Here is a 22,445-nt window from a genome sequence, read left to right on the forward strand (position 1 = left end):
GATCGACCTGAGAAATAGGTCGATCATCATGGGTAAAGGATGTTAAAAAGTGTTCACCATGTCCTTGAACACCTGTCTACCATGTCCCCGGTCTGTACACGGGAGAGGGTTAGGGGGCAGTTCACTAGTTGGCTGTGGTATCAAACTCCGGTGCCGGGCAGTTGTAGCCAAACTTGGTCCCCCACTCAAACTGGGTGCCGTTCTTGATATAACGCTGATACAGCGCCCGGCCAGTCTTGGCGTCGCGGGCTATCACCCAACCAGCGGCATTACACAGCACGGCTGCATAAGCCTGGCTTTTCGGTGGCAGCAGATCGGCGGCCTTTTGTGCCAGATCCACCGCCTGCCAGCGGTAATGCAGGAAACGGTTATCCTCGTCTGGCAACGATTTTTTGGCCCGTGCCGCTTCCGCCGCGCTGATCCAACTCTTGTCTTTGATATCCTTGGTGTTGAAAGCATCCCCCAGATAGGAATACCCCGCGCCATAAATATTGTAATCCGGCGTCATTTCGTAACCGGTGAAATCCAATCCCTGCGAGCGCAACAGCGCCGCCGCCTGATAGTAGCTTTTGGCGCGTGCGTTCTTATCCGCCGATTTATCCTTCGCCGCTTTCATCAGGTTGGCAAAGTCCTGCGCCGCCTGGCGGTAGTTCGGAATGGCAAAGTAGTTCACCGCTTCCTCATAGCGGCCAGCGCGCATCATGCGCCGTGCCAGCAATTCACGCAGTTGAACCTCTTGGGTGATCCGCTCGCCATTGTATTCGTCGGGTTTGACCGGCTTGAGCGGCGTGGTGGGCGCTGGTGCATGCTTATCCACAAAGCCTTTCAGCTCATCGACCGTCAGCACCCGCTCGGCGATATCCGCCACGTCTGCCCAGTAGTTTTCTTTGCCGCGATACATCAGGTCCATCGCTTGCAGATAGTCGCCACGGTTCAGCGCCAGAATGGCCTGCTCGCCGGCAACTCGGCAATCCGGCACGATCATTTCGGCTGCGAAGTCTTCGTTACGCTGTTCTCCCCAGCTTTCATCGGTAGGGAATGCGGCTGCGGCTTTGGCATAGGCGGCAGTGGCGGCTTTCACATCACCATCACGCAGGGCCATTTTGGCACGTAACCACCAGGCTAAACCGCCATCACCCGCATTTTTCAGCAGGTTGGCCGCCATGGCATATTGCCCGGAACGATAGGCCAGCGCCGCCAGCCGGTCGCTACCGGTGAAACCACTTTTAACCGAGTCATTGAGCAACGTCAGGGTCTGATCGACAAGCTGTTTGGCGCCGGTCTCACCGTTAATGATGCCGGACATCTCCAGATTACTGCTGCGGGCGAACAGCTCAATGGTGACCAACTGCTGCACCAGCGGATCGTGAATGGCCTGTTTTAACGCCTCTACATGCTGCGGGTTGATCAAATAGCTGGAGATATACTGCAACGAAAGCCCACCATCGGGATCGCCTTGAGCGGCCTGCTGGGCATACAGCTGTGCCGCCGGAGCGATTTCCCCGAGCCACAAATGAATACGTGCCTGCTGGCCCAGGCTACTCAGCGCCAGTTGATCGGGATCGGCAGTACCACTTTTCACCTGGTCGATCACCTGCTGGAAGGCGGCCAGGGCCTGCTCAAGCTGAGCTTTCTCCGGATGTTTCACCACCGGCTCGCTACCGGATTCGTTTTCCGGCGTGCCATGATCGTCCATCAGCAGGCGGCCAAGCGAGTATTGCGCCCGTAACCCCCATGCTCCCTGCTCGGCGGCTGGCAATGCCAACACCTGCTGGAAATATTGCGACGCCCGAGGATCTTCTGCGGCAAAGGCTACCGCCCCCAGCGTATATAAGCGCGCGGCATTCGATAGCCCTTGCGCATTCACCGCGTCGGCTTCTTCTACGGTCTTGGTTGCCCGCATTTGGGCAATGGCTTGCTGCTCCGGCGAGAGGGGCATCGGTTTTGGCGGTGTCGCCGGTGCTTCGGCCTGCCAGCGTGGCAGCTGTGGGTCTACCGGCACCAGACGGGTGGCTTCGAAAGCGAAGTTGCCCTCAGGCATATACAGCAGGGTGCCGTTGCGGTTGACCAGCAGGCGGTTGGGGAAGTCCGGCCCACAGGCCTGGCCGCTCAGCGGCACCATCAATGCTGCAGCGATCAGTGATGCTAACGGGAGCGCACGGCGACGGTGCCCTGCTGTGTGCAAATCAAGGTATGACATGGGTACCTCCTGGCATGATCTGTTGGCAGCGTAGCCAGCCCAAGGGGCGTGATTGCCCTGCTCGTAGCTGATCGCCGCTAATGCGGATAAAGCGTTGGGATTCCGATGGTGTTGCCAACTGGTAATGTCCTACTGCGTCGGCGGCCAGGCAACCTTCTGCCTGAATGTGGATCTCACGCGGTAACGGCGCATCCATCGGTCCCTGATTCTCAATAATCAAATCATACAGCCCATTTTGCTGTGGCTGCGGCAAAAACTTAACCTGCCAGTTAGTGAGCAAGGGCTGATGCTGGATCACTGCCCGTAGCGTCGCCATCGACCAGGCGCGGCGATCGGTTTCCAGTGGCAGGCGGAACCAGATAATGCCGCGCAGACGTGGCAGTGGGCGTTGTGCGAGCTGCTGCAAAAAATCGGCAACCTGCTGCGGAGCCACGGTCAGTTCCTGGACCTTGCCCGCCACGCGCTGCGAGGCTTCGCTCTCAACCAGAGCCCCCTGGGCATCGAACCCAAGCAGAGCCATGCCGTAGGCTGGCAGAGCGATACGGAAGGGTTTAGGGCTAAGGCGCGCGTACTGGCGTGTCCACTCCTGCGCCAACCGGCCGTCGAATAAACCTTGGGTGGGGGAGAGCACCGCATGCACCTGAAGCACCGAGCTGTCTACCTGTTGCAGTACGCCGGGCAGCGCTGGGGAGCCGATCCAGGCGGGCAGGGCGGTGATGCCTAGCTGTAACGAAGAGGGAAGCCGTTGGCGAAGTTGGCGCAGAAATTGTTGATATTTGGGCAGCCGGGCAGTGGCGGCGTCATGGTCAATCTCCACGCCAATCACGGGTAAACCGGCCGCCTGCCAGCGTTGCAGCTGTTGCTGCAGACGTGCATAGATGGCGGCCTCATCCAACTGCATCAGTTGCCCGTCTACCCGCACTACCAGCCATAGCGGACGGCCATCCTGTTTCAGCAGGGCGGTATTGACCGTGATGTCCCGTAAACCCTCACGGGGATGTACCTGCAAACCCAACACGCGCAGGGTAGTAAACAGGTCACGGCTGGCAGCCAGCGCCTCGGCATGCTGAGGTGTCCACACCCTTTGCCAAACGTAGGCCTGCTGATCCCAAGGTTGATGAAGGTTCATTGCCTGGTAGCGCCCAACATACCAGGCCATTATTGCGAGCAGCATAACGACGATCAGGGCTATCCAACGTTTCATTTTTGCCAGCAATCGCCCTGAGCCCGGAAGCCGCAGGCGCGCATAAAGTTGCCGACTTCCCCACGTTCACGTGCTGCCAATCCGGTAGTATCCAGTTGCCAATGTTGCACCTGTGGCAATTGGCGTTGGGCATCTTCCATCAGATACAGCCCCACGCCACGGCGGCGTGTCACTTCGCGCACCAGCAGATCGTGCAATTGGGCGCTCTGGCCCTCTATCTCGATTTTTACCGCCCCTAGCAGCCGCTCGTTAAATCGGGCGGCAAACAGTGCTCTACCCTCCTCCAGCCAGCTTAGCCACTGCGCAGGTTGTTGATGTGGCCAGATTTTACCAAGGTCGATAAGGTCTTGTGGGGACAAGCTGGTCAAGCGTTCAATGGTCAGTTTCATGCCGGATTTCCGCACCGATAAGGGATGTCGACAGTGTAATGGATCTTGCACAGAGCGTTGTGTAAGTTTTTCTATACGAGGTCTGCGCGAAATGTTTTTTGCTGCGGGCATTTTCCGAGTAAACGATTGGTTAATGAGGTGTTAACCAGCATATCACGCTGTTCCTTGCGCTAAACAGCGCAGAATTAATCCGGATTTTATCCTGTTTACACCGCTTGTTTCTGGTATTGGGAGTTGCTTTGCAGAAGAAAACTCCTGTTTAATGGCATGAAAAATAAAGTCTTATTAGAAAATATTGTCGCGAATCTACCTAAATCATTATTACTTATAGATAAAAGCGATTTACCGGCGTTTTGCAAGCCACGGTCAGTTGGACGTTACTTGCAATCTGCCGGGTAGAAACAATGATTAGGTGTGACAAATACAACAGAAACACTCACAACGACAGATGGGGATTATGCGGATGAAATTAACAAAGGGTAAAGCGCTGCTGGCCGGTTGTATCGCGATGGCTATCGGCCATGTCGCTGTGGCAAAAGACATCAAGATTGCCGTAGTGGGCGCCATGTCCGGCCCGGTGGCGCAGTATGGTGATATGGAGTTCACCGGTGCACGTCAGGCAATTGCCGATATCAACGCCAAAGGCGGGATCAAGGGCGATAAGCTGGTGGCGGTAGAGTATGACGATGCCTGTGACCCGAAACAGGCGGTGGCGGTAGCCAACAAGGTCATCAATGACGGCATTCGTTACGTGATCGGCCACCTGTGCTCGTCTTCGACCCAGCCGGCTTCCGACATCTATGAAGACGAAGGCGTGATCATGATCACTCCGGCGGCGACCAACGCCGATCTGACCACCCGTGGTTACAAGATGATCATGCGCACCACCGGCCTGGATTCCGATCAGGGTCCAACGGCTGCCAACTACATCCTCAACGAGATTAAGCCCAAGCGTATCGCCGTGGTCCACGACAAGCAGCAATACGGTGAAGGCCTGGCGCGTTCAGTGCGTGACAGCCTGAAAAAGCAGGGTACCGACGTAGTGCTGTTTGAAGGTATCACCGCTGGTGACAAAGATTTCTCTACCCTGGTGGCTCGCCTGAAGAAAGAAAACGTCGATTTCGTCTACTTCGGCGGTTACTACCCGGAGATGGGGCAGATCCTGCGTCAGGCCAAACAGGCGGGCATGACTACTCGCTTCATGGGGCCGGAAGGTGTGGGTAACTCCTCGCTGTCCAATATCGCCGGTGCTGCGTCTGAAGGCATGCTGGTGACGCTGCCAAAACGTTACGATCAGGTGCCAGCCAACCAGCCGGTAGTTGATGCATTAAAAGCCAAGAAGCTGGATCCGACAGGGCCATTTGTCTGGACCACCTATGCGGCACTGCAATCGCTGGTCACCGGGATGGAGCGTAGCGGTAGCCAGGAGCCAGCAGATATCGTCAAAGATCTGAAAACCGGCCAACCGGTGGCAACCGTGATGGGGCCACTGAGCTGGGATGACAAAGGCGATCTGAAAGGCTTCGAGTTCGGGGTGTTTGAATGGCATGCCGACGGCTCATCAACGCCGATTAAATAAGCCCGTTTAAGGTGGCCTCTGCGCTTTTTGGGCGCGGAGGCCACCTCGACAGCAAAATCTACAAACCGGGAATTCCCGGAGCCTGCAACGCCAGCAGGCCGTTGGGCCGCTCTTTGTCGGCCAGTACAACACCTTAGAAGGTCAGAGTATGTCAGAGCAGTTTCTCTATTTTCTGCAGCAGATGTTCAACGGCGTGACGCTGGGCAGCACCTATGCATTGATCGCCATCGGTTACACCATGGTCTACGGCATTATCGGCATGATCAACTTCGCCCACGGCGAGGTATATATGATCGGCAGCTATGTCTCCTTTATCGTGATCGCCGCCCTGATGATGATCGGCATCGACGTGGGTTGGCTGCTGATCGGCGCAGCGTTCCTGGTGTCGATCGTGATTGCCAGCGCCTATGGCTGGAGCATCGAGCGGGTGGCCTACAAACCGGTGCGCAACTCCAAGCGCCTGATTGCGCTGATTTCCGCCATCGGGATGTCGATATTCCTGCAAAACTACGTCAGCCTGACGCAGGGTTCACGTGATGTGGCGCTGCCAAGCCTGGTCACCGGCCAGTGGGTGCTGGGTGAGAGCAACGGCTTTGCCGCGACCATCAGCACCATGCAGCTCATCATCTGGGTGGTCACCTTCCTGGCGATGCTGGCATTGACGATGTTTATCCGTTATTCGCGTATGGGCCGCGCCTGCCGTGCCTGTGCGGAAGATTTGAAGATGGCCAGCCTGCTGGGCATCAATACCGACCGGGTGATTTCGCTCACCTTCGTGATCGGCGCGGTGATGGCGGCGGTGGCGGGCGTGTTGCTCGGCCAATTCTACGGCGTGATCAACCCTTACATCGGCTTTATGGCCGGGATGAAAGCCTTCACCGCTGCGGTACTGGGCGGGATTGGCAGCATTCCTGGGGCGATGATCGGCGGGCTGGTGCTGGGCGTGGCTGAAGCGCTCACCTCGGCCTATCTGAGCACCGAATACAAAGACGCGGTGTCCTTCGCCTTGCTGATTGTGGTGTTGCTGGTGATGCCAACCGGTATCCTTGGGCGTCCGGAGGTTGAGAAAGTATGAAACTCGGTCTGCTTAACGCCTGTATTGCCACGGTCGTGCTGTTTGTCATGGCCTCCTTCCTGATGGGGATGCAACTGAGCCTCGACGGCACCAAGCTGGTGGTGCACGGCGCTGCCGAAGTGCGCTGGATGTGGATTGGTATCGGTTGTGTGGTGGTATTTTTCTTCCAACTGCTGCGTCCGCTGATGCAGCACGGGATGAAAAAAATCTCCGGTCCGGCGTTCGTATTACCCAGCTTTGACGGCTCCACAACGCGCCAGAAGGTGCTGGCAGCGGCGATCATCATTGCCGCCGTAGTCTGGCCGTTCCTGGTATCGCGCGGCACGGTGGATATTGCCACCCTGACGCTGATCTACGTCATGCTGGGGCTGGGCCTGAACGTGGTGGTTGGCCTTTCCGGCCTGTTGGTGCTGGGTTACGGCGGCTTTTACGCCATCGGTGCCTATACCTACGCATTGCTGAACCATTATTACGGCCTGGGATTCTGGGAAAGCCTGCCGCTGGCGGGGATCGTCACCGCCATTTTCGGCTTCCTGCTCGGTTTCCCGGTGTTACGCCTGCGGGGAGACTATCTGGCGATCGTCACGCTCGGCTTTGGTGAAATCGTCCGCATCCTGCTGCTGAACAACACCGAAATTACCGGTGGGCCGAACGGCATCAGCCAGATCCCGAAACCCACCTTTTTTGGTCTGGAGTTTAACCGCAGCGCCCGCGACGGTGGCTGGGATACCTTCCATAACTTCTTTGGCCTGAAATACGATCCCAGCGACCGCATCGTGTTCCTCTACCTGGTAGCGCTGCTGCTGGTGATATTGACGCTGTTTGTGATTAATCGCCTGCTGCGCATGCCGCTGGGCCGTGCCTGGGAAGCGTTGCGCGAAGATGAAATTGCTTGCCGTTCACTGGGCTTGAGCCCGACCAAAATCAAACTGACCGCCTTCACCATCAGTGCCGCCTTTGCCGGTTTCGCCGGTACGCTGTTTGCCGCACGTCAGGGGTTTGTCAGCCCGGAATCCTTCACCTTTGTGGAGTCGGCCTTTGTGCTGGCGATCGTGGTGTTGGGCGGCATGGGCTCACAGTTTGCGGTGATCCTGGCGGCGATCCTGCTGGTAGTGTCCCGTGAGATGATGCGCGATCTGAATGAATACAGCATGTTGCTGCTGGGGGCGCTGATGGTGTTGATGATGATTTGGCGGCCACAGGGGCTGCTGCCTATGAAACGCCCGCAGTTGAAGCTGAAAGTGGCTGATATCAAAGCCGTGAAGGGGGAGCAGGCATGAGTACTCAACCTTTACTGGCGGTAGCCGGGCTTTCGATGCGTTTTGGTGGTTTGCTGGCGGTAAACAACGTCGCGCTGGAACTGCATCAAGGTGAGATTGTTTCGTTGATTGGCCCGAATGGCGCGGGCAAGACCACGGTGTTCAACTGCCTGACCGGATTCTATCGCCCGACCAGTGGCACCATCAAACTGCGCGATCGCCATCTGGAAGGGCTTTCCGGCCAGACCATTGCCCGCATGGGTGTGGTACGCACCTTCCAGCACGTGCGGCTGTTCCGTGAAATGACGGTGATTGAAAACCTGCTGGTGGCCCAACATCAGCATTTGAAAAGCGGCGTGTTTGCCGGTTTGCTGAAAACCCCGGCGTTCCGCCGTGCAGAGGCCGATGCGCTGGAGCGTGCGGCGGTATGGCTGGAGCGTGTGGGCTTGTTGGACATGGCTAACCGTTCTGCGGGTAACCTGGCCTATGGCCAGCAGCGTCGGCTGGAGATCGCCCGCTGCATGGTAACGCGCCCGGAACTATTGATGCTGGATGAACCGGCGGCGGGCCTGAACCCGAAAGAAACCGATGAGCTGGATCACCTGATCGTCGAGCTGCGTGACCAGCACCAGGTGTCGGTGCTGTTGATTGAGCACGATATGAAACTGGTGATGGGGATTTCCGATCGCATCTACGTGGTGAATCAGGGAACGCCGTTGGCACAAGGCACACCGGCAGAAATCCGCAATAACCCGGACGTGATCCGGGCCTATCTGGGCGAATAAGCATATGTTGTCATTTAATCAGGTTTCCGCCCATTACGGCAAAATTCAGGCGCTGCACCAGGTCAGCCTGAACATTCAACAGGGGGAAATCGTCACCCTGATCGGCGCCAACGGTGCCGGTAAAACCACCCTGCTCGGCACGCTATGCGGCGACCCAAGGGCCAGCGAAGGGTCCATCACCTTGATGGATCAGGACATCACCCAGTGGCAGACAGCGCGCATCATGCGTGAGGCTGTGGCGATCGTACCGGAAGGGCGGCGGGTGTTCTCACGCATGATGGTGGAAGAGAACCTGGCGATGGGCGGTTTCTTTGCCGATCGCGAGCAGTATCACCAACGCATCGAGCGGGTATTTACCCTGTTTCCACGCCTGCTGGAGCGCCGTAGCCAGCGCTCTGGCACCATGTCAGGTGGCGAGCAGCAGATGCTGGCGATTGGCCGTGCGCTGATGAGCCAGCCGAAGTTGTTGCTGTTGGACGAGCCTTCACTTGGGCTGGCCCCCATCATCATCCAGCAGATTTTCGATATCATCCAGCAGCTGCGCGAAGAGGGGATGACCATCTTCCTGGTGGAACAAAACGCCAACCAGGCGCTAAAACTGGCAGATCGTGGTTATGTGCTGGAAAACGGCCGCGTGGTGTTGGAAGATACGGGGGCCGCATTATTAGCAAACGAAGCAGTGCGGTCAGCATACCTGGGGGGTTAAACCATGGGTAATTGCCATAGGGCGCACTGAGTGGCGCCCCTATTCTTAACGATTACGAGAACAAGCAATGAAGACAGAAGGACTACTCGCACAGCGCATCGTAAAGGTCAAAAGCTCGGCAATCCGCGAATTGCTCAAGCACAGCAAAATGGAAAACGTCATTTCGCTGGCGGGTGGCATTCCCTCTGATGCGCTGTTTGACTTCGAAGGATTGAGCATTGCTACCCAGCAGGCCATTACCGAGCAGCCAAAAAGCGCGTTTCAATATGGGCTGACCGAAGGCAGCGAACTGCTGCGTGAAGGCATCTGTACCCTATGCGCACAGCGTGGCGTTAATGCCAAGCCGGAAGATATCGTGGTGACCGCAGGCTCCCAGCAGGCGTTAGATCTGGTGATGCGTGCGGTGATTAACCCTGGTGATGTGTTTGTAGTAGAGCGCCCGACCTATCTGGCGGCGCTGCAAACGCTGGAACTGGCGGAAGCCAACGTCATGTCCGTCTCTTCCGACAGCGACGGCATGGTGGTTGATGAACTGGCTGAACTGCTGAAAACCCAGAAGATCAAAGGGGTATACGTGGTGCCGAACTTCGGCAACCCGAGTGGCCTGACCCTGAGCGCCGCACGCCGTGAGCAGTTGGTGAAACTGGCGGTGGAGCATAACTTCCTGATTATCGAGGATGACCCGTACGGCGAGCTGCGCTTCACCGAAGAGCGTAATGCTACGCTGTATCAGGTTTCGCAGCAGGTACTGGGCCATACCGAAAACATTATCTATACCTCCACCTTCTCCAAAATCCTGGCTCCGGGCCTGCGCCTGGGTTGGGCCATCCTGCCGCCATTCCTGCTGCATAAAGTGGCGATCATCAAGCAGGCGGCGGATCTGCATGCCAGCGCGCTGTCGCAGAGCATCGTCGAATGTTACCTGGGGCTGGATCGTTTACCGGCGCAGATCGAAAAGATCCGCGCAGCCTACAAGCACAAAGGCGAGATCCTGGCCGGGCTGGTGGAAAAAGAGCTGGGTGATGTGATCAGCTTTGATATGCCGAAAGGCGGCATGTTCCTGTGGGCGCGTTTCCGTCAGCAATTTGATGCCACCGAGTGGCTGAAAACCACCCTGAAGCAGGGCGTGGTATTTGTGCCGGGAGAATACTTCTTCTCTGAAAAACCGGATCGCTCTACCTTCCGTCTGTCGTTTGCCACGGCAACCGAACAACAGATGCAAGAGGCCGTCGCCCGCCTGCGTCGCTCACTGTAATCTCTCTGCGGCGGTGGGGTGAATTCCCTACCGCCGACATCAAACCGCCATCTGCACTTCACCTCGCTGTCATCTAGCTGTCACGACAGAGTTATTTTTCTGTCATCCGCGCATGGCATGTTTAGCATCCGAACAAAAACTGTTTCTTTTCGCTCACGCGTTTTGATCACACCCGCTTTTTCAGGAGTTAGGCATGTTTGCTCACGCGATTAAAAAAACCACGTTGTGCGTTACCTTGGCCCTGGCGGTCAGCGGCCATGCAATAGCTGCTACCGAGATCCCATTCTGGCATTCGATGGAAGGGGAACTGGGTACCGAAGTCGACTCTCTGGCGGACCGTTTCAACCAAACTCACAGCGATGTGAAGATCGTCCCGGTTTATAAAGGCAACTACGAACAAAGCCTGGCGGCGGGCATTGCTGCTTACCGTTCCGGCAAGGCTCCGGCGATCCTGCAGGTCTATGAAGTGGGCACCGCCACCATGATGGCGAGCAAGGCGATCAAACCGGTGTATCAGGTGTTCCAGGAGTCGGGCGTCAAGTTCGACGAATCGGTGTTTGTGCCGACTGTGGCCGGTTACTACACCGATAACAAGAGCGGCCATTTGCTGTCCCAGCCTTTCAACAGCTCCACCCCGGTGCTGTATTACAACAAAGACGCCTTCAAGAAAGCGGGCTTGAGCCCGGATCAGCCACCGAAAACCTGGCAGGAGCTGGCGGCTGATGCGGCCAAACTACGCGCGGCTGGCATGAAGTGCGGCTACACCAGCGGTTGGCTGGGTTGGATCCAACTGGAGAACTTCAGCGCCTGGCATGGCGTGCCGTTCGCCAGTGAAAACAACGGCTTTGGTGGCACCAATGCCAAGCTGGAGTTCAACCAGCCGCTGCAGGTGAAACATATTCAGTTCCTGCAAGACATGAACAAGAAGGGTGACTTCACCTACTTTGGCCGCAAGGACGAACCTACCGAGAAGTTCTACAACGGCGACTGCGCCATGGCTACCGCCTCTTCCGGCTCGCTGGCCAGCATCCGCAAATACGCCAAGTTTGACTTCGGTGTGGGCATGATGCCTTTTGATGCTGACGCAAAAAATGCACCGCAGAACGCCATTATCGGCGGGGCCAGCTTGTGGGTGATGAACGGCAAAGACGCGGCGACTTACAAAGGTGTGGCGGAATTCCTGCAATATCTGGCCCAGCCTGAGATTGCCGCCGAATGGCATCAAAAGACCGGCTACCTGCCGATCACCACTGCCGCCTATGAAATGACCAAGCAGCAGGGCTTCTACGACAAAAACCCAGGGGCCGATGTGGCAACCCGTCAGATGCTGAACAAGCCACCACTGGCGTTCACCAAAGGGCTGCGTCTGGGCAATATGCCGCAGATCCGTACCGTGGTGGATGAAGAACTGGAAAGCGTGTGGACCGACAAGAAAACCCCGCAGCAGGCACTGGATGCCGCGGTACAGCGCGGTGACGTGTTGCTGCGCCGCTTCGAGGCTTCCACCAAGTAAGCGTCAGATTGGGCCATATTCGGCCAAACGACATCGATCCACTCCCTCTCCCTTTGGGCGAGGGTTGGGGTGAGGGGCTTATGCCGTCCCTCATCCCCATTTAACGGTTAACCCTATGTCATCATCCCGTCCCGGCTTCGGCTGTAGCTGGCTGCCCTATGTGTTGGTGCTGCCACAGTTGCTGATCACCGTCGTTTTCTTCCTGTGGCCTGCCGGCCAGGCGCTGTGGTACTCGGTACAAAGCGTCGATCCGTTCGGCCTTTCCAGCCAGTTTGTCGGGTTGGACAACTTTACACAGCTGTTCCAGGACCCGTATTACCTGGAGTCTTTCTACACCACGCTGTTGTTCAGCTTCCTGGTGGCCGGTGTTGGCCTGCTGGTATCGCTGTTCTTTGCCGCGCTGGTGGACTACGTGCTGCGCGGCAGCCGCTTCTATCAGACGTTGATGATCCTGCCTTATGCGGTTGCCCCTGCGGTAGCGGCGGTGCTGTGGATCTTCCTGTTCAGCCCCGGCATGGGTTTGATCACCCATGTGCTCGCCGGTTTCGGTTACGACTGGAACCATGCGCAAAACAGTGGCCAGGCGATGTTCCTGGTGGTGTTGGCATCGGTGTGGCAGCAGATCAGCTATAACTTCCTGTTTTTCCTGGCCGCATTGCAATCTATCCCGCGTTCCCTGGTGGAAGCTGCTGCGATCGACGGGGCAGGCCCGGTACGGCGTTTCTTCAACCTGGTGCTGCCGCTGATCACGCCGGTGAGCTTCTTCCTGCTGGTGGTCAACCTGGTGTATGCCTTCTTCGACACCTTCCCGGTGATCGACGCCGCTACCGGCGGTGGGCCGGTGCAGTCGACCACTACGCTGGTGTACAAAATCTATCGTGAAGGCTTTGCCGGTCTGGATCTGTCCAGCTCGGCGGCGCAGTCGGTGGTGCTGATGCTGTTGGTGATTGGCCTGACGGTGATCCAGTTCCGCTTTGTCGAACGTAAGGTGCGTTACCAATGATTGAGAACCGACGCGGGCTGGATATCTTCAGCCATACGATGCTGATTGTTGGCGTGCTGGTGGTGCTGTTTCCGCTGTATGTGGCCTTTGTGGCCGCCACGCTGGACGATCAGCAGGTGTTCCAGGTACCTATGACGCTGATCCCTGGCGGCCACCTTTGGGACAACATCCGCCATATCTGGCAGGGCGGTGTGGGCACCCTCAAGGTGCCGTTCTCGATGCTGCTGCTCAACAGCGTGATCATGGCGTTGGCGATCACCTGCGGCAAGATCGTGGTTTCGGTGCTGTCCGCCTATGCCATCGTCTATTTCCGTTTTCCGCTGCGCAGCCTGTTCTTTTGGCTGATCTTCATGACGCTGATGCTGCCGGTCGAGGTGCGTATCTTCCCGACGGTGGAAGTGATCTCCAACCTCAACCTGCTGGACAGCTACACTGGCCTCACGCTGCCACTGATGGCATCGGCCACGGCCACCTTCCTGCTGCGTCAGTTCTTTATGACCCTGCCGGATGAGCTGCTGGAGGCCGCCCGTATCGACGGTGCCGGGCCGATGCGCTTCTTTTGGGACATCGTGCTGCCGCTGTCGAAAACCAATCTGGCGGCGCTGTTTGTCATCACCTTCATCTACGGCTGGAACCAGTACCTGTGGCCGATCCTGGTCACCAGTGACGCCTCGATGAGTACGGCGGTGGCAGGGATCCGCAGCATGATTTCCACCTCCGGCGCGCCGACCCAGTGGAATCAGGTGATGGCGGCAATGATGTTGACTTTGATCCCGCCGTTGGCGGTGGTTCTTCTGATGCAGCGCTGGTTTGTGCGCGGTCTGGTTGATAGCGAGAAGTAACGAATATGGCAGGTTTAAAACTACAGGCGGTCACCAAGTCTTACGACGGCAAAACGCCGGTGATCAAGCAGATCGATCTCGACGTGGCTGACGGTGAATTTATTGTGATGGTTGGCCCCTCCGGCTGTGGCAAATCGACGCTGCTGCGGATGGTGGCCGGACTGGAGCGCACCACCAGCGGTGATATCTATATTGATAGTCAGCGCGTGACCGATCTGGAACCGAAAGATCGCGGCATCGCCATGGTGTTCCAGAACTACGCGCTGTATCCGCATATGAGCGTGTACGACAATATGGCCTATGGCCTGAAAATCCGTGGTTTTGGCAAACAGCACATCCGTCAGCGGGTAGAAGAGGCGGCGCGTATTCTGGAGTTGGAACCGCTGCTGCAACGCAAACCGCGTGAGCTTTCCGGCGGCCAGCGCCAGCGGGTGGCTATGGGGCGTGCGATTGTGCGCGAACCGGCGGTGTTTCTGTTTGATGAGCCGCTCTCCAATCTGGACGCTAAATTGCGTGTCCAGATGCGCCTGGAATTGCAGCAGCTGCATCGCCGGCTGAAAACCACCAGCCTGTATGTCACCCACGATCAGGTTGAAGCGATGACGCTGGCGCAGCGGGTGATCGTGATGAATAAAGGCGTGGCGGAGCAGATTGGTACGCCAAGTGAGGTTTATCAACGCCCGGCGACGCTGTTTGTCGCCAGCTTTATCGGCTCCCCGGCGATGAACTTGTTGCCTGGCACGCTGAGTGTGGACGGCAAACAACTGCAACTGGCCGGTGGTATGGCACTGGATCTGCCAGAGCCTCGGCCACAGTGGGGCGGACAGGAGTTGACGTTGGGTATCCGACCGGAGCATATTCAACTGAGTACGCGCGAGCAGGGCGGTATTCCGTTAGAGCTGCAAACGCTGGAGTTGCTCGGCGCCGATAACCTGGCACACGGGCAATGGGGGAGTTCAGGCGTGATCGTCCGCCTGAGCCATGAAACCCTGCCGCCTGCGGGCAGCATCCTGTATTTACAGCTGCCTGCGTCGGCGCTGCACTTTTTTGCTACCCATAGCGGAACACGGATGGATTGATGACTACAGCCTGGCCTTATCCCCATATTGTCGCCCATCGCGGCGGCGGTTCTCTGGCACCGGAAAATACCCTGGCCGCGATTGATGTCGGCGCGCGTCATGGCCACAAGATGATCGAGTTTGACGCCAAACTGGCGCAGGACGGGCAGATTTTCCTGCTGCATGATGACACGCTCGAACGCACTAGCAACGGCTGGGGCGTGGCGGGCGAACTGCCATGGGAAAAGCTGGTAGAACTGGATGCCGGCGACTGGTACAGCTCGGCCTTTAAAGGGGAGCGTTTGCCGCTGCTGTCGGACGTGGCGGAGCGCTGTAAGCAGCACGGCATGATGGCCAATATTGAAATCAAGCCAACCACCGGCAGCGACGAGGAAACCGGCCGGGTGGTGGCCTTTGCCGCCAGCATGTTGTGGCAAGGGCAAACCGATCCGCTGCTTTCTTCGTTCTCGGTGGAAGCCCTGGCGGCGGCACAGCAGACCGCCCCAGAACTGCCGCGCGGCCTATTGCTGGACAAATGGGATGACAATTGGCGTGAGCTGACCGAGCGCCTGGGCTGTGTCTCGCTGCATATTAATCATAAAGAACTGACCGCTGAACGTGTCGCGGCGCTAAAAGATGCCGGGCTGCGTATTCTGGTGTATACCGTCAATAAGCCGGAGCGGGCGCGTTTATTGTTGAATTGGGGCGTTGACTGTATTTGCACCGACCGGATAGATTTGATCGGCCCGGATTTTTAACCGGTTAATTTATTAGTTTACATGACCAAACCAGAACATAGCGACGTCAGCCCGTTGCCGCCGCGCCATCGGAAGGGATACGATGCCTGCCTTTATTGTTTCGCTGTGGCACCAAATAGTGCTGTCTTTGCCGTTATTTGTGCTGATCGTGCTGGGATATGGCCTTATCCGCTGGGGAAAGTGGCCAGCGACCATCACCGATGGCCTGACCCGCTTCGTGTTTTCCCTCGCCCTGCCCGCCATGCTGTTTCGCATGATGTGCGATTTCTCACAGCGTCCGGCGGTGGATGCCCGCCTGCTGATCGCCTTCTTCGGCAGTTGCCTGATCGTCTTCGTGATCGGCCGCATTGCCGCACGGCGGCTCTTCAAGCTGGACGGCGTTTCGGGTTCGGTATTTGCTCTAGGCGGCATTTTCTCCAATAACGTCATGCTTGGCCTGCCGATCGCCACGGTGATGCTGGGAGAGGAGGCCATTCCATCGGTGGCTCTGGTGCTGGTCTTTAACGGCCTGATTTTGTGGACGTTGGTGACCATCTCCATCGAATGGGCGCGTAATGGCTCCCCCACGTTGCAAGGATTTATCAAGACGGCGCGCAGCGTGCTGACCAACCCGCTGATTATCGGCATCCTGTCTGGTACGCTGTTCAGCCTGACCGGCCTGCCTCTGCCAGTGTTTGTCGATCAGCCGGTCAGCATGCTGGGCCAGGTGGCGGCTCCACTGTCGCTAGTGGTACTCGGCATGGGGCTGGCGGAATACCGTATCAGCGAGGGCTGGCAACTGAGTAGCGGCATTTGCTTCCTCAAGCTGATCGTTCAGCCGATGGTGGTCTGGCTGCTGGCTTGGTCAATGGATTTACCCCCGATGGAGACCCGTGTGGTGGTACTGCTGGGATCAATGGCCGTGGGGGTAAACGTCTACCTGATGTCGCGGCAGTTCAACGTGCTGACCGGCCCTGCTGCTACCAGCCTGGTGATGTCCACCGCGCTGGCGGCGATCACCACCCCGTTAATCCTCACCATTATGGGGGGCAGGGTGTAGCCGGAAGCGGCGCCTGTGGTATTACCGGAGCAGTCTGGTTAAAGGGATTAACCGGCTGATTGCCGTTTTGCAGCATCTTGCCAGTGGTCATCTGTGGCTGCATCGGGTTGTTATTGCCGTTATAGGGCAGCATTTTGGGCTGGTTCGCCTTGAGTTGATAACCCTGCTGCTGGTGCTGCTCCATCTGCTGATTGTTCAGCATGCGCTGTTGTTGTGCCTGCTGGTTGCGCTGGTTAAGAAATTGCTGTTGCTGGCTGAGCGTAGTGACGCCGTTTTCCGCCACAGCCAACCAGGGCAGCCACAGCAGGGTGGTGATAATAAGGTGACGTTTCATGTTCTACCTCCGGTTCTTTCCGTAGTCTTAAGCCTAACGTAGTCAGGCAAAATTGCTCGTTAGTTTATTTTACACTCAGACGTAAACCTCCTTTGCGCCACATTGTTGTTCTGCTTCCGCTACAATCGCCCTTTCGGATCTTTTAGGGTGAACTTGTCGTGCTGCTTCTGGTTATTACCACCATTTTATGGGCATTTTCTTTTAGCCTGATCGGCGAATACCTGGCAGGCAATGTCGACAGCTGGTTCTCGGTGCTGATGCGCGTTGGGCTGGCGGCGCTGGTGTTTCTGCCGTTCCTGCGCTGGCGCAATATCAAGCTGAAAGTGATCCTGCTGTATATGCTGGTGGGCGCCTTCCAGCTTGGCATCATGTATCTGATCAGCTTCCGTGCCTTTATCTATCTGACCGTGTCGGAATTCCTGCTGTTTACGGTGCTTACGCCGCTGTATATCACGCTGATTTACGATCTGATCAGCGGCCGCCGTCTGCGTTGGGGCTATCTGTTCAGCGCGTTGCTGGCCGTGCTGGGGGCGGCGATTATCCGCTACCACCAACTGAGCGATCACTTCTGGTGGGGGTTGCTGCTAGTTCAGGCGGCGAATATCAGTTTCGCCATCGGCATGGTGGGTTACAAACGCCTGATGGAAGTGCACCCGCTGCCGCAACATACCGCATTTTCCTGGTTCTATCTGGGCGCGGCGGCAGTAGCGGTGGTCGCCTGGTTCCTGTGGGGTAATCCGAACCAGCTGCCAACCACCAACCTGCAATGGGGCATTTTGGTCTGGCTGGGCGTGGTGGCTTCCGGGCTGGGCTACTTTATGTGGAATTACGGGGCGACACAGGTGGACGCCGGTACGCTGGGCATCATGAACAATATGCATGTGCCCGCGGGCCTGCTGGTTAATTTTGCTGTTTGGCATCAGCAGCCGCACTGGGCCAGCTTTATTATCGGTGGCTCGGTGATTGTCGCTTCGCTATGGGTCCATCGCCGCTGGGTTGCGCCGAAAGCTGCTAGCCTCTAGCTCAAAGAGGCTAAGGATTGAGTGTCTGGCAGGCTGCCCATCGGCCTGGCGGCATCACGCACGAACGGCAGATGATCGCAAGCGTGCTGACGTGCCGAACGGATAAAGGCTTCGGTGACCGTCTGGCGCTGCTCGCCGTCACGAGTGGCGGCATATAACCGGCTCCACAGGCCATCCCCGAGCGTCTTGGTGACCACCAGCCCCTGGCGCTCAAAACTCTCCACCACCCAGTGTGGTAACGCGGCGATCCCCATCCGGGCTGACACCATTTGAATCAATAACAGCGTGTTATCGACGTTTTTCAGCGCCGGGCTGACGCCTGCCGGTTGCAGGAAATGGCGCCAGATATCCAGCCGTTGGCGCTGTACCGGGTAGATCATCAGCACTTCATCACTCAGGTCTGCCGGTTCAATGTGCGGCTTATTGGCCAGCGGGTGATCGGGGGCCAGGATCAGCCGGACTTCAAAATCGAACATCGGCGAATAGTGCAGCCCGCTGCGCGGCAAGATATCCGAGGTCAACACCAGATCCAGTTCCCCTTGCTGCAAGGCAGGTTGCGGATCGAACGTCACGCCGGATTTGAAATCCATCACCACCTGCGGGAAATAGGAGCGGAAGTTGTCCAACGCCGGAGTCAGCCACTGAATACAGCTGTGGCATTCGATGGCGATGCGCAGCGTGGTTTGATGCGGCTCGTGGCAGGCTTGTAACGCCTGTTGGATCTGCGGCAATACCTGTTCTGCCAGCTGTAGCAGGATCTCCCCCTGAGCGGTAAAGCGCAGCGGCTGGCTTTTACGAACAAACAGCTTAAAGCCCAGACGCTGCTCCAGATCGCTGAACTGATGCGAAAGGGCTGACTGTGTCTGATGAAGCTGTGCGGCGGCGGCGGCCAGGGAGCCGGTATTACGCAGAGCCTGTAGGGTCCGTAAGTGTTTCAGTTCGATCATGAGAGTCCTTCACAGTGACAGTGAAAATATTGCGCTTGTGGATCATACAGTACCTGCGGATTATGGATGTGTAAACATCTGGACGGCTAAATGGGGAATATGACGATGACAATTCTAAATCACACACTGGGTTTTCCACGCGTTGGTCTGCGTCGTGAACTGAAAAAAGCGCAGGAAAGTTACTGGGCAGGTAATTCAACACAGGAAGAGCTGTTGGCGGTTGGCCGCGAGCTGCGCGCTCGTCACTGGCAACAACAACAGCAGGCCGGGGTGGATTTGGTGCCGGTTGGCGATTTCGCCTGGTACGATCACGTGCTGACCACCAGCCTGCTGCTGGGCAACGTCCCGGCACGTCATCAAAACCAGGATGGCTCGATCGACCTCGATACCCTGTTCCGTATTGGCCGTGGCCGCGCACCCACCGGTGAACCTGCGGCGGCGGCGGAAATGACCAAATGGTTTAACACCAACTACCACTACATGGTGCCTGAGTTTACTCAAGGCCAGCAGTTCAAACTGGGCTGGACTCAACTGCTGGATGAAGTTGACGAAGCATTGGCGCTGGGTCACAAAATCAAGCCGGTGCTGTTGGGCCCGGTAACCTATCTGTGGCTGGGCAAGGTGAAGGGTGAGCAGTTCGACCGCCTGTCGCTGCTGAACGATATCCTGCCGGTCTACCAGCAAGTGCTGGCTGAGCTGGCCAAACGCGGCATTGAGTGGGTACAGATCGACGAGCCTGCGCTGGTGCTGGAACTGCCTAAAGCCTGGTTGGAGGCCTTTAAACCGGCTTATGCCGCGCTGCAAGGCCAGGTCAAACTGCTGCTGACTACCTATTTCGACAGCATTGGCCATAACCTAGACACCATCCGCGAACTGCCGGTGCAGGGGCTGCATGTGGATCTGGTCGCAGGCAAAGATGATGCCGCTGCCCTGAACAACGCGTTGCCGAAAGAGTGGGTACTGTCGCTTGGGGTGATCAATGGCCGTAACGTCTGGCGTGCCGATGTGAGCAGCTGGTTTGAACGCCTTCAGCCGCTGGTCGGTAGCCGCCCACTGTGGATTGGCACCTCGTGCTCGCTGCTGCACAGCCCGATCGATCTGAGCGTGGAAAGCCGCCTGGACGAAGAGGTGAAAAGCTGGTTCGCCTTTGCACTGCAAAAATGTGCCGAGCTGGCGTTGTTGAGCTCAGCTCTGAATGCACCAGGGGCAGAAAAACAAGCCAAACTGGATGCCTATAGCGCACCAATCCGCGCCCGCCGCCAATCCAGCCGTGTGCATAATGCACAGGTTGAAAAACGCTTGGCGGCTATCACTGCCAAAGACAGTGAACGTCAGCGCCCTTATGAACAACGTGCCCAGGCTCAGCGCGATCGCTTTAATCTGCCTGCCTGGCCAACCACGACCATCGGCTCCTTCCCGCAGACCACCGAAATCCGCGGCCTGCGCCTGGACTTCAAGCAGGGCCGTCTGGATGGTAGCAACTACCGCACCAGCATCGGCGAACATATCAAGCAGGCTATCGCCGAACAGGAACGCCTGGGGCTGGACGTGCTGGTGCACGGCGAAGCCGAGCGTAACGACATGGTGGAATACTTCGGCGAGAACCTGGACGGCTTCGTGTTCACCCAAAATGGTTGGGTACAGAGCTACGGTTCCCGCTGCGTGAAACCACCGGTGATTATTGGCGATATCAGCCGCCCGGAAGCCATCACCGTAGAGTGGGCCAAATTTGCCCAGTCGCTGACCGACAAGCCGGTAAAAGGCATGTTGACCGGCCCGGTGACCATTCTTTGCTGGTCCTTCCCACGTGAAGATGTGACCCGTGAAGTGATCGCCAAGCAGATTGCGCTGGCACTGCGTGACGAAGTGGAAGACTTGGAGAAGGCCGGTATCGGTATCATCCAGATCGACGAGCCTGCACTGCGCGAAGGCCTGCCGTTGCGCCAGTCCGATTGGGCCGCATACCTCGACTGGGCGGTGGATGCCTTCAAACTGAACGCCGCCGTGGCGCAGGACGATACCCAGATCCACACCCACATGTGTTATTGCGAGTTCAACGACATCATGGATTCTATCGCGGCGCTGGATGCCGACGTGATCACCATCGAAACCTCTCGTTCCGATATGGATCTGCTGGAAGCGTTCAAAGAGTTCGACTATCCGAACGAAATCGGGCCGGGCGTTTACGACATCCACTCGCCGAACGTGCCAAGCGTAGAATGGATCGAAGCGCTGCTGCGTAAAGCGGCGCAGAACATCCCGGCAGAACGCCTGTGGGTCAACCCAGACTGCGGCCTGAAAACCCGTGGCTGGCCAGAAACCCGCCAGTCGCTGGCTAACATGGTGCTGGCAGCTCAGCGCCTGCGTGACCAGGTTGTCTGATCCAAACGCGATGTTTTTACTCAAGGGCGCTTCGGCGCCCTTTTCTTGTTCTACTCCCGCGTTTTCCTCGCCGCTATTGGTTATTATCAAGTCTCGTTGTCCACTTGGTTTGAAGGATTATTCCCGATGAAACACCCGCTGGTGGCCGTGTTGGCTCCGCTGCTCGATGATGGGCAGGGGATCCGGCAGGTTTATTTTGCCGGTAATCAACATCCGGCCCCGGAGCTGGCCTATCAGGTAGGCTTTCCGCGCCTTGAGCTGGTGGTGGATGGGGAGCAGGAAATGGAGTGGGAGGGCAGCCAGGGAGTGCGGCAACAGCAGATACTGCTGCCGGGGGATGTGCTGTTTGTCCCGGCGCAAGGCTGGAACAGCCCGCGCTGGCAGCAACCGACGACCACGCTCAGCCTGTTGTTTGGCAAGCAGCAACTGGGCTATAGCTTGTTGGGCTGGGATGGGGAAAATACTCTGCCGCTGGGTAAGGATAACGTGGCGCGCCGTGGCCCGCGCGTGGGGTCGTTTATGTTGCAGGCGCTTAACGAACTCTCCTGGCACCAGAGCGATCAGCCCACTGCGCGTTTCCTGGTGAAGGGCTTGCTTAGCCATGCGCTCGATCTGTTTGGCACCTCGGTGAGAACCGCCTCACGTAGTCAGGCGCTGTTTGATGCTGTGCGGGGTCACCTGGAGGAGCATTATCGTGAGCCACTCACCCGTGAGTCGGTGGCCCAGGCATTTTATATCTCACCGAATTACCTTTCTCATCTATTCCAGAAGGCTGGTGGCATCGGGTTTAACGAATATCTCAATCACGTGCGGCTGGAGCAGGCGAAGCACCTGCTTAAACGCTATGACATGAAGGTGAAAGAAGTGGCGCACGCCTGCGGGTTTGTCGACAGCAACTATTTCTGCCGCCTGTTTCGCAAGAACACCGAACGTTCCCCGTCGGAGTATCGCGGCCAGTATCACAGCGAGCTGAGCCCCTCACCCCAACCCTCTCCCTGTACAGACCGGGGACATGGTAGACAGGTGTTCAAGGACATGGTGAACACTTTTTAACATCCTTTACCCATGATGATCGACCTATTTCTCAGGTCGATC

At 57.4% G+C, this 22,445-nt stretch carries 20 protein-coding genes; 15 read left to right on the forward strand and 5 right to left on the reverse strand.

The window, feature by feature from the left end; translation table 11 throughout:
• Positions 1-124 precede the first annotated feature (124 nt).
• From A6U95_RS17985 to panM, 3 genes are read right to left on the reverse strand one after another with little or no spacing between them, the layout of a single operon-like run.
• On the reverse strand, positions 125-2,200 hold the full coding sequence (locus tag A6U95_RS17985) for a hypothetical protein (RefSeq protein WP_065685450.1): 2,076 nt from the start codon (positions 2,198-2,200) through the stop codon (positions 125-127).
• Complete coding sequence (locus tag A6U95_RS17990) at positions 2,187-3,404, reverse strand: DUF3142 domain-containing protein (protein WP_065685451.1); 1,218 nt, start codon at positions 3,402-3,404, stop codon at positions 2,187-2,189. The genes A6U95_RS17985 and A6U95_RS17990 overlap by 14 nt, the downstream gene beginning before the upstream one ends.
• On the reverse strand, positions 3,401-3,793 hold the full coding sequence (gene panM, locus A6U95_RS17995) for an aspartate 1-decarboxylase autocleavage activator PanM (RefSeq protein WP_065685452.1): 393 nt from the start codon (positions 3,791-3,793) through the stop codon (positions 3,401-3,403). The genes A6U95_RS17990 and panM overlap by 4 nt, the downstream gene beginning before the upstream one ends.
• 463 nt (positions 3,794-4,256) lie before the next feature.
• Here panM and A6U95_RS18000 point away from each other — a divergent pair, with 463 nt between their 5' ends.
• The 12 genes from A6U95_RS18000 to A6U95_RS18055 all read left to right on the forward strand — a co-directional run bounded on the left by A6U95_RS18000 (position 4,257) and on the right by A6U95_RS18055 (position 16,665).
• Positions 4,257-5,372 carry a branched-chain amino acid ABC transporter substrate-binding protein gene (locus A6U95_RS18000; RefSeq protein ID WP_065685453.1) on the forward strand — a complete coding sequence of 372 codons (1,116 nt, stop codon included), beginning with the start codon at positions 4,257-4,259 and terminating at the stop codon, positions 5,370-5,372.
• A gap of 148 nt (positions 5,373-5,520) precedes the next feature.
• Positions 5,521-6,447 carry a high-affinity branched-chain amino acid ABC transporter permease LivH gene (gene livH / locus A6U95_RS18005; RefSeq protein ID WP_021181499.1) on the forward strand — a complete coding sequence of 309 codons (927 nt, stop codon included), beginning with the start codon at positions 5,521-5,523 and terminating at the stop codon, positions 6,445-6,447.
• Positions 6,444-7,727, forward strand: coding sequence for a high-affinity branched-chain amino acid ABC transporter permease LivM (locus A6U95_RS18010; protein ID WP_065685454.1), 1,284 nt, complete (start codon positions 6,444-6,446; stop codon positions 7,725-7,727). The genes livH and A6U95_RS18010 overlap by 4 nt, the downstream gene beginning before the upstream one ends.
• Positions 7,724-8,491: a high-affinity branched-chain amino acid ABC transporter ATP-binding protein LivG gene (gene livG, locus A6U95_RS18015; RefSeq protein ID WP_024484631.1), complete on the forward strand. Its 768-nt coding sequence runs from the start codon at positions 7,724-7,726 to the stop codon at positions 8,489-8,491. The genes A6U95_RS18010 and livG overlap by 4 nt, the downstream gene beginning before the upstream one ends.
• Positions 8,492-8,495: 4 nt before the next feature.
• Positions 8,496-9,197 carry a high-affinity branched-chain amino acid ABC transporter ATP-binding protein LivF gene (livF, locus tag A6U95_RS18020; protein WP_065685455.1) on the forward strand — a complete coding sequence of 234 codons (702 nt, stop codon included), beginning with the start codon at positions 8,496-8,498 and terminating at the stop codon, positions 9,195-9,197.
• Positions 9,198-9,264: 67 nt separating this feature from the next.
• Positions 9,265-10,452, forward strand: coding sequence for a PLP-dependent aminotransferase family protein (locus A6U95_RS18025; RefSeq protein WP_065685456.1), 1,188 nt, complete (start codon positions 9,265-9,267; stop codon positions 10,450-10,452).
• A 193-nt stretch (positions 10,453-10,645) separates the two neighbouring features.
• Positions 10,646-11,965: a sn-glycerol-3-phosphate ABC transporter substrate-binding protein UgpB gene (ugpB, locus tag A6U95_RS18030; RefSeq protein ID WP_065685457.1), complete on the forward strand. Its 1,320-nt coding sequence runs from the start codon at positions 10,646-10,648 to the stop codon at positions 11,963-11,965.
• A gap of 115 nt (positions 11,966-12,080) precedes the next feature.
• The gene (gene ugpA / locus A6U95_RS18035; protein ID WP_024529581.1) at positions 12,081-12,968 is read left to right on the forward strand and encodes a sn-glycerol-3-phosphate ABC transporter permease UgpA; all 888 of its coding nucleotides are present in this window, start codon (positions 12,081-12,083) and stop codon (positions 12,966-12,968) included.
• Entirely contained in the window at positions 12,965-13,810 is an 846-nt protein-coding gene (gene ugpE, locus A6U95_RS18040) for a sn-glycerol-3-phosphate ABC transporter permease UgpE (RefSeq protein WP_065685458.1), read from the forward strand. Before ugpA ends, ugpE begins: the two co-directional genes overlap by 4 nt.
• A 5-nt stretch (positions 13,811-13,815) precedes the next feature.
• Positions 13,816-14,889 carry a sn-glycerol-3-phosphate import ATP-binding protein UgpC gene (locus A6U95_RS18045; RefSeq protein WP_065685459.1) on the forward strand — a complete coding sequence of 358 codons (1,074 nt, stop codon included), beginning with the start codon at positions 13,816-13,818 and terminating at the stop codon, positions 14,887-14,889.
• A complete protein-coding gene (gene ugpQ / locus A6U95_RS18050) occupies positions 14,889-15,626 on the forward strand; it encodes a glycerophosphodiester phosphodiesterase (protein WP_024484626.1) in 738 nt (245 codons plus the stop codon). The genes A6U95_RS18045 and ugpQ overlap by 1 nt, the downstream gene beginning before the upstream one ends.
• An 82-nt stretch (positions 15,627-15,708) precedes the next feature.
• Positions 15,709-16,665 carry an AEC family transporter gene (locus A6U95_RS18055; RefSeq protein ID WP_065685460.1) on the forward strand — a complete coding sequence of 319 codons (957 nt, stop codon included), beginning with the start codon at positions 15,709-15,711 and terminating at the stop codon, positions 16,663-16,665.
• On the opposite strand, the gene A6U95_RS18060 is transcribed toward A6U95_RS18055, so the two are convergent.
• Positions 16,646-16,999 carry a hypothetical protein gene (locus A6U95_RS18060; protein WP_065685461.1) on the reverse strand — a complete coding sequence of 118 codons (354 nt, stop codon included), beginning with the start codon at positions 16,997-16,999 and terminating at the stop codon, positions 16,646-16,648. The genes A6U95_RS18055 and A6U95_RS18060 overlap by 20 nt on opposite strands.
• A gap of 158 nt (positions 17,000-17,157) precedes the next feature.
• Here A6U95_RS18060 and A6U95_RS18065 point away from each other — a divergent pair, with 158 nt between their 5' ends.
• Positions 17,158-18,021: a carboxylate/amino acid/amine transporter gene (locus A6U95_RS18065; RefSeq protein WP_024531204.1), complete on the forward strand. Its 864-nt coding sequence runs from the start codon at positions 17,158-17,160 to the stop codon at positions 18,019-18,021.
• Here A6U95_RS18065 and metR read toward each other — a convergent pair.
• On the reverse strand, positions 18,018-18,968 hold the full coding sequence (gene metR / locus A6U95_RS18070; RefSeq protein ID WP_024531203.1) for an HTH-type transcriptional regulator MetR: 951 nt from the start codon (positions 18,966-18,968) through the stop codon (positions 18,018-18,020). The two genes, A6U95_RS18065 and metR, sit on opposite strands and share 4 nt — an antisense overlap.
• A 105-nt stretch (positions 18,969-19,073) precedes the next feature.
• Between metR and metE the strand changes: the two genes are divergently transcribed.
• Both metE and A6U95_RS18080 read left to right on the forward strand, forming a co-directional pair.
• Complete coding sequence (metE, locus tag A6U95_RS18075; protein ID WP_065685462.1) at positions 19,074-21,350, forward strand: 5-methyltetrahydropteroyltriglutamate--homocysteine S-methyltransferase; 2,277 nt, start codon at positions 19,074-19,076, stop codon at positions 21,348-21,350.
• Positions 21,351-21,476: 126 nt separating this feature from the next.
• On the forward strand, positions 21,477-22,403 hold the full coding sequence (locus A6U95_RS18080) for an AraC family transcriptional regulator (protein WP_083196410.1): 927 nt from the start codon (positions 21,477-21,479) through the stop codon (positions 22,401-22,403).
• Positions 22,404-22,445: the final 42 nt, after the last annotated feature.

It is taken from the genome of Serratia sp. 14-2641 (assembly GCF_001692375.1).
Lineage (GTDB): Bacteria > Pseudomonadota > Gammaproteobacteria > Enterobacterales > Enterobacteriaceae > Chania > Chania fonticola_C.

What these genes read in the sequence shown, in the direction of transcription:
- livG (WP_024484631.1), top strand. Translation starts at nt 7,724, where the DNA reads ATGAGTACTCAACCTTTACTGGCGGTAGCCGGGCTTTCGATGCGTTTT.
- A6U95_RS17985 (WP_065685450.1), bottom strand. Translation starts at nt 2,200, where the DNA reads ATGTCATACCTTGATTTGCACACAGCAGGGCACCGTCGCCGTGCGCTC.
- A6U95_RS18055 (WP_065685460.1), top strand. Translation starts at nt 15,709, where the DNA reads ATGCCTGCCTTTATTGTTTCGCTGTGGCACCAAATAGTGCTGTCTTTG.
- A6U95_RS18000 (WP_065685453.1), top strand. Translation starts at nt 4,257, where the DNA reads ATGAAATTAACAAAGGGTAAAGCGCTGCTGGCCGGTTGTATCGCGATG.
- ugpE (WP_065685458.1), top strand. Translation starts at nt 12,965, where the DNA reads ATGATTGAGAACCGACGCGGGCTGGATATCTTCAGCCATACGATGCTG.
- ugpQ (WP_024484626.1), top strand. Translation starts at nt 14,889, where the DNA reads ATGACTACAGCCTGGCCTTATCCCCATATTGTCGCCCATCGCGGCGGC.
- A6U95_RS17990 (WP_065685451.1), bottom strand. Translation starts at nt 3,404, where the DNA reads ATGAAACGTTGGATAGCCCTGATCGTCGTTATGCTGCTCGCAATAATG.
- ugpA (WP_024529581.1), top strand. Translation starts at nt 12,081, where the DNA reads ATGTCATCATCCCGTCCCGGCTTCGGCTGTAGCTGGCTGCCCTATGTG.
- A6U95_RS18025 (WP_065685456.1), top strand. Translation starts at nt 9,265, where the DNA reads ATGAAGACAGAAGGACTACTCGCACAGCGCATCGTAAAGGTCAAAAGC.
- panM (WP_065685452.1), bottom strand. Translation starts at nt 3,793, where the DNA reads ATGAAACTGACCATTGAACGCTTGACCAGCTTGTCCCCACAAGACCTT.
- A6U95_RS18080 (WP_083196410.1), top strand. Translation starts at nt 21,477, where the DNA reads ATGAAACACCCGCTGGTGGCCGTGTTGGCTCCGCTGCTCGATGATGGG.
- ugpB (WP_065685457.1), top strand. Translation starts at nt 10,646, where the DNA reads ATGTTTGCTCACGCGATTAAAAAAACCACGTTGTGCGTTACCTTGGCC.
- A6U95_RS18060 (WP_065685461.1), bottom strand. Translation starts at nt 16,999, where the DNA reads ATGAAACGTCACCTTATTATCACCACCCTGCTGTGGCTGCCCTGGTTG.
- livH (WP_021181499.1), top strand. Translation starts at nt 5,521, where the DNA reads ATGTCAGAGCAGTTTCTCTATTTTCTGCAGCAGATGTTCAACGGCGTG.
- metE (WP_065685462.1), top strand. Translation starts at nt 19,074, where the DNA reads ATGACAATTCTAAATCACACACTGGGTTTTCCACGCGTTGGTCTGCGT.
- livF (WP_065685455.1), top strand. Translation starts at nt 8,496, where the DNA reads ATGTTGTCATTTAATCAGGTTTCCGCCCATTACGGCAAAATTCAGGCG.
- A6U95_RS18010 (WP_065685454.1), top strand. Translation starts at nt 6,444, where the DNA reads ATGAAACTCGGTCTGCTTAACGCCTGTATTGCCACGGTCGTGCTGTTT.
- metR (WP_024531203.1), bottom strand. Translation starts at nt 18,968, where the DNA reads ATGATCGAACTGAAACACTTACGGACCCTACAGGCTCTGCGTAATACC.
- A6U95_RS18045 (WP_065685459.1), top strand. Translation starts at nt 13,816, where the DNA reads ATGGCAGGTTTAAAACTACAGGCGGTCACCAAGTCTTACGACGGCAAA.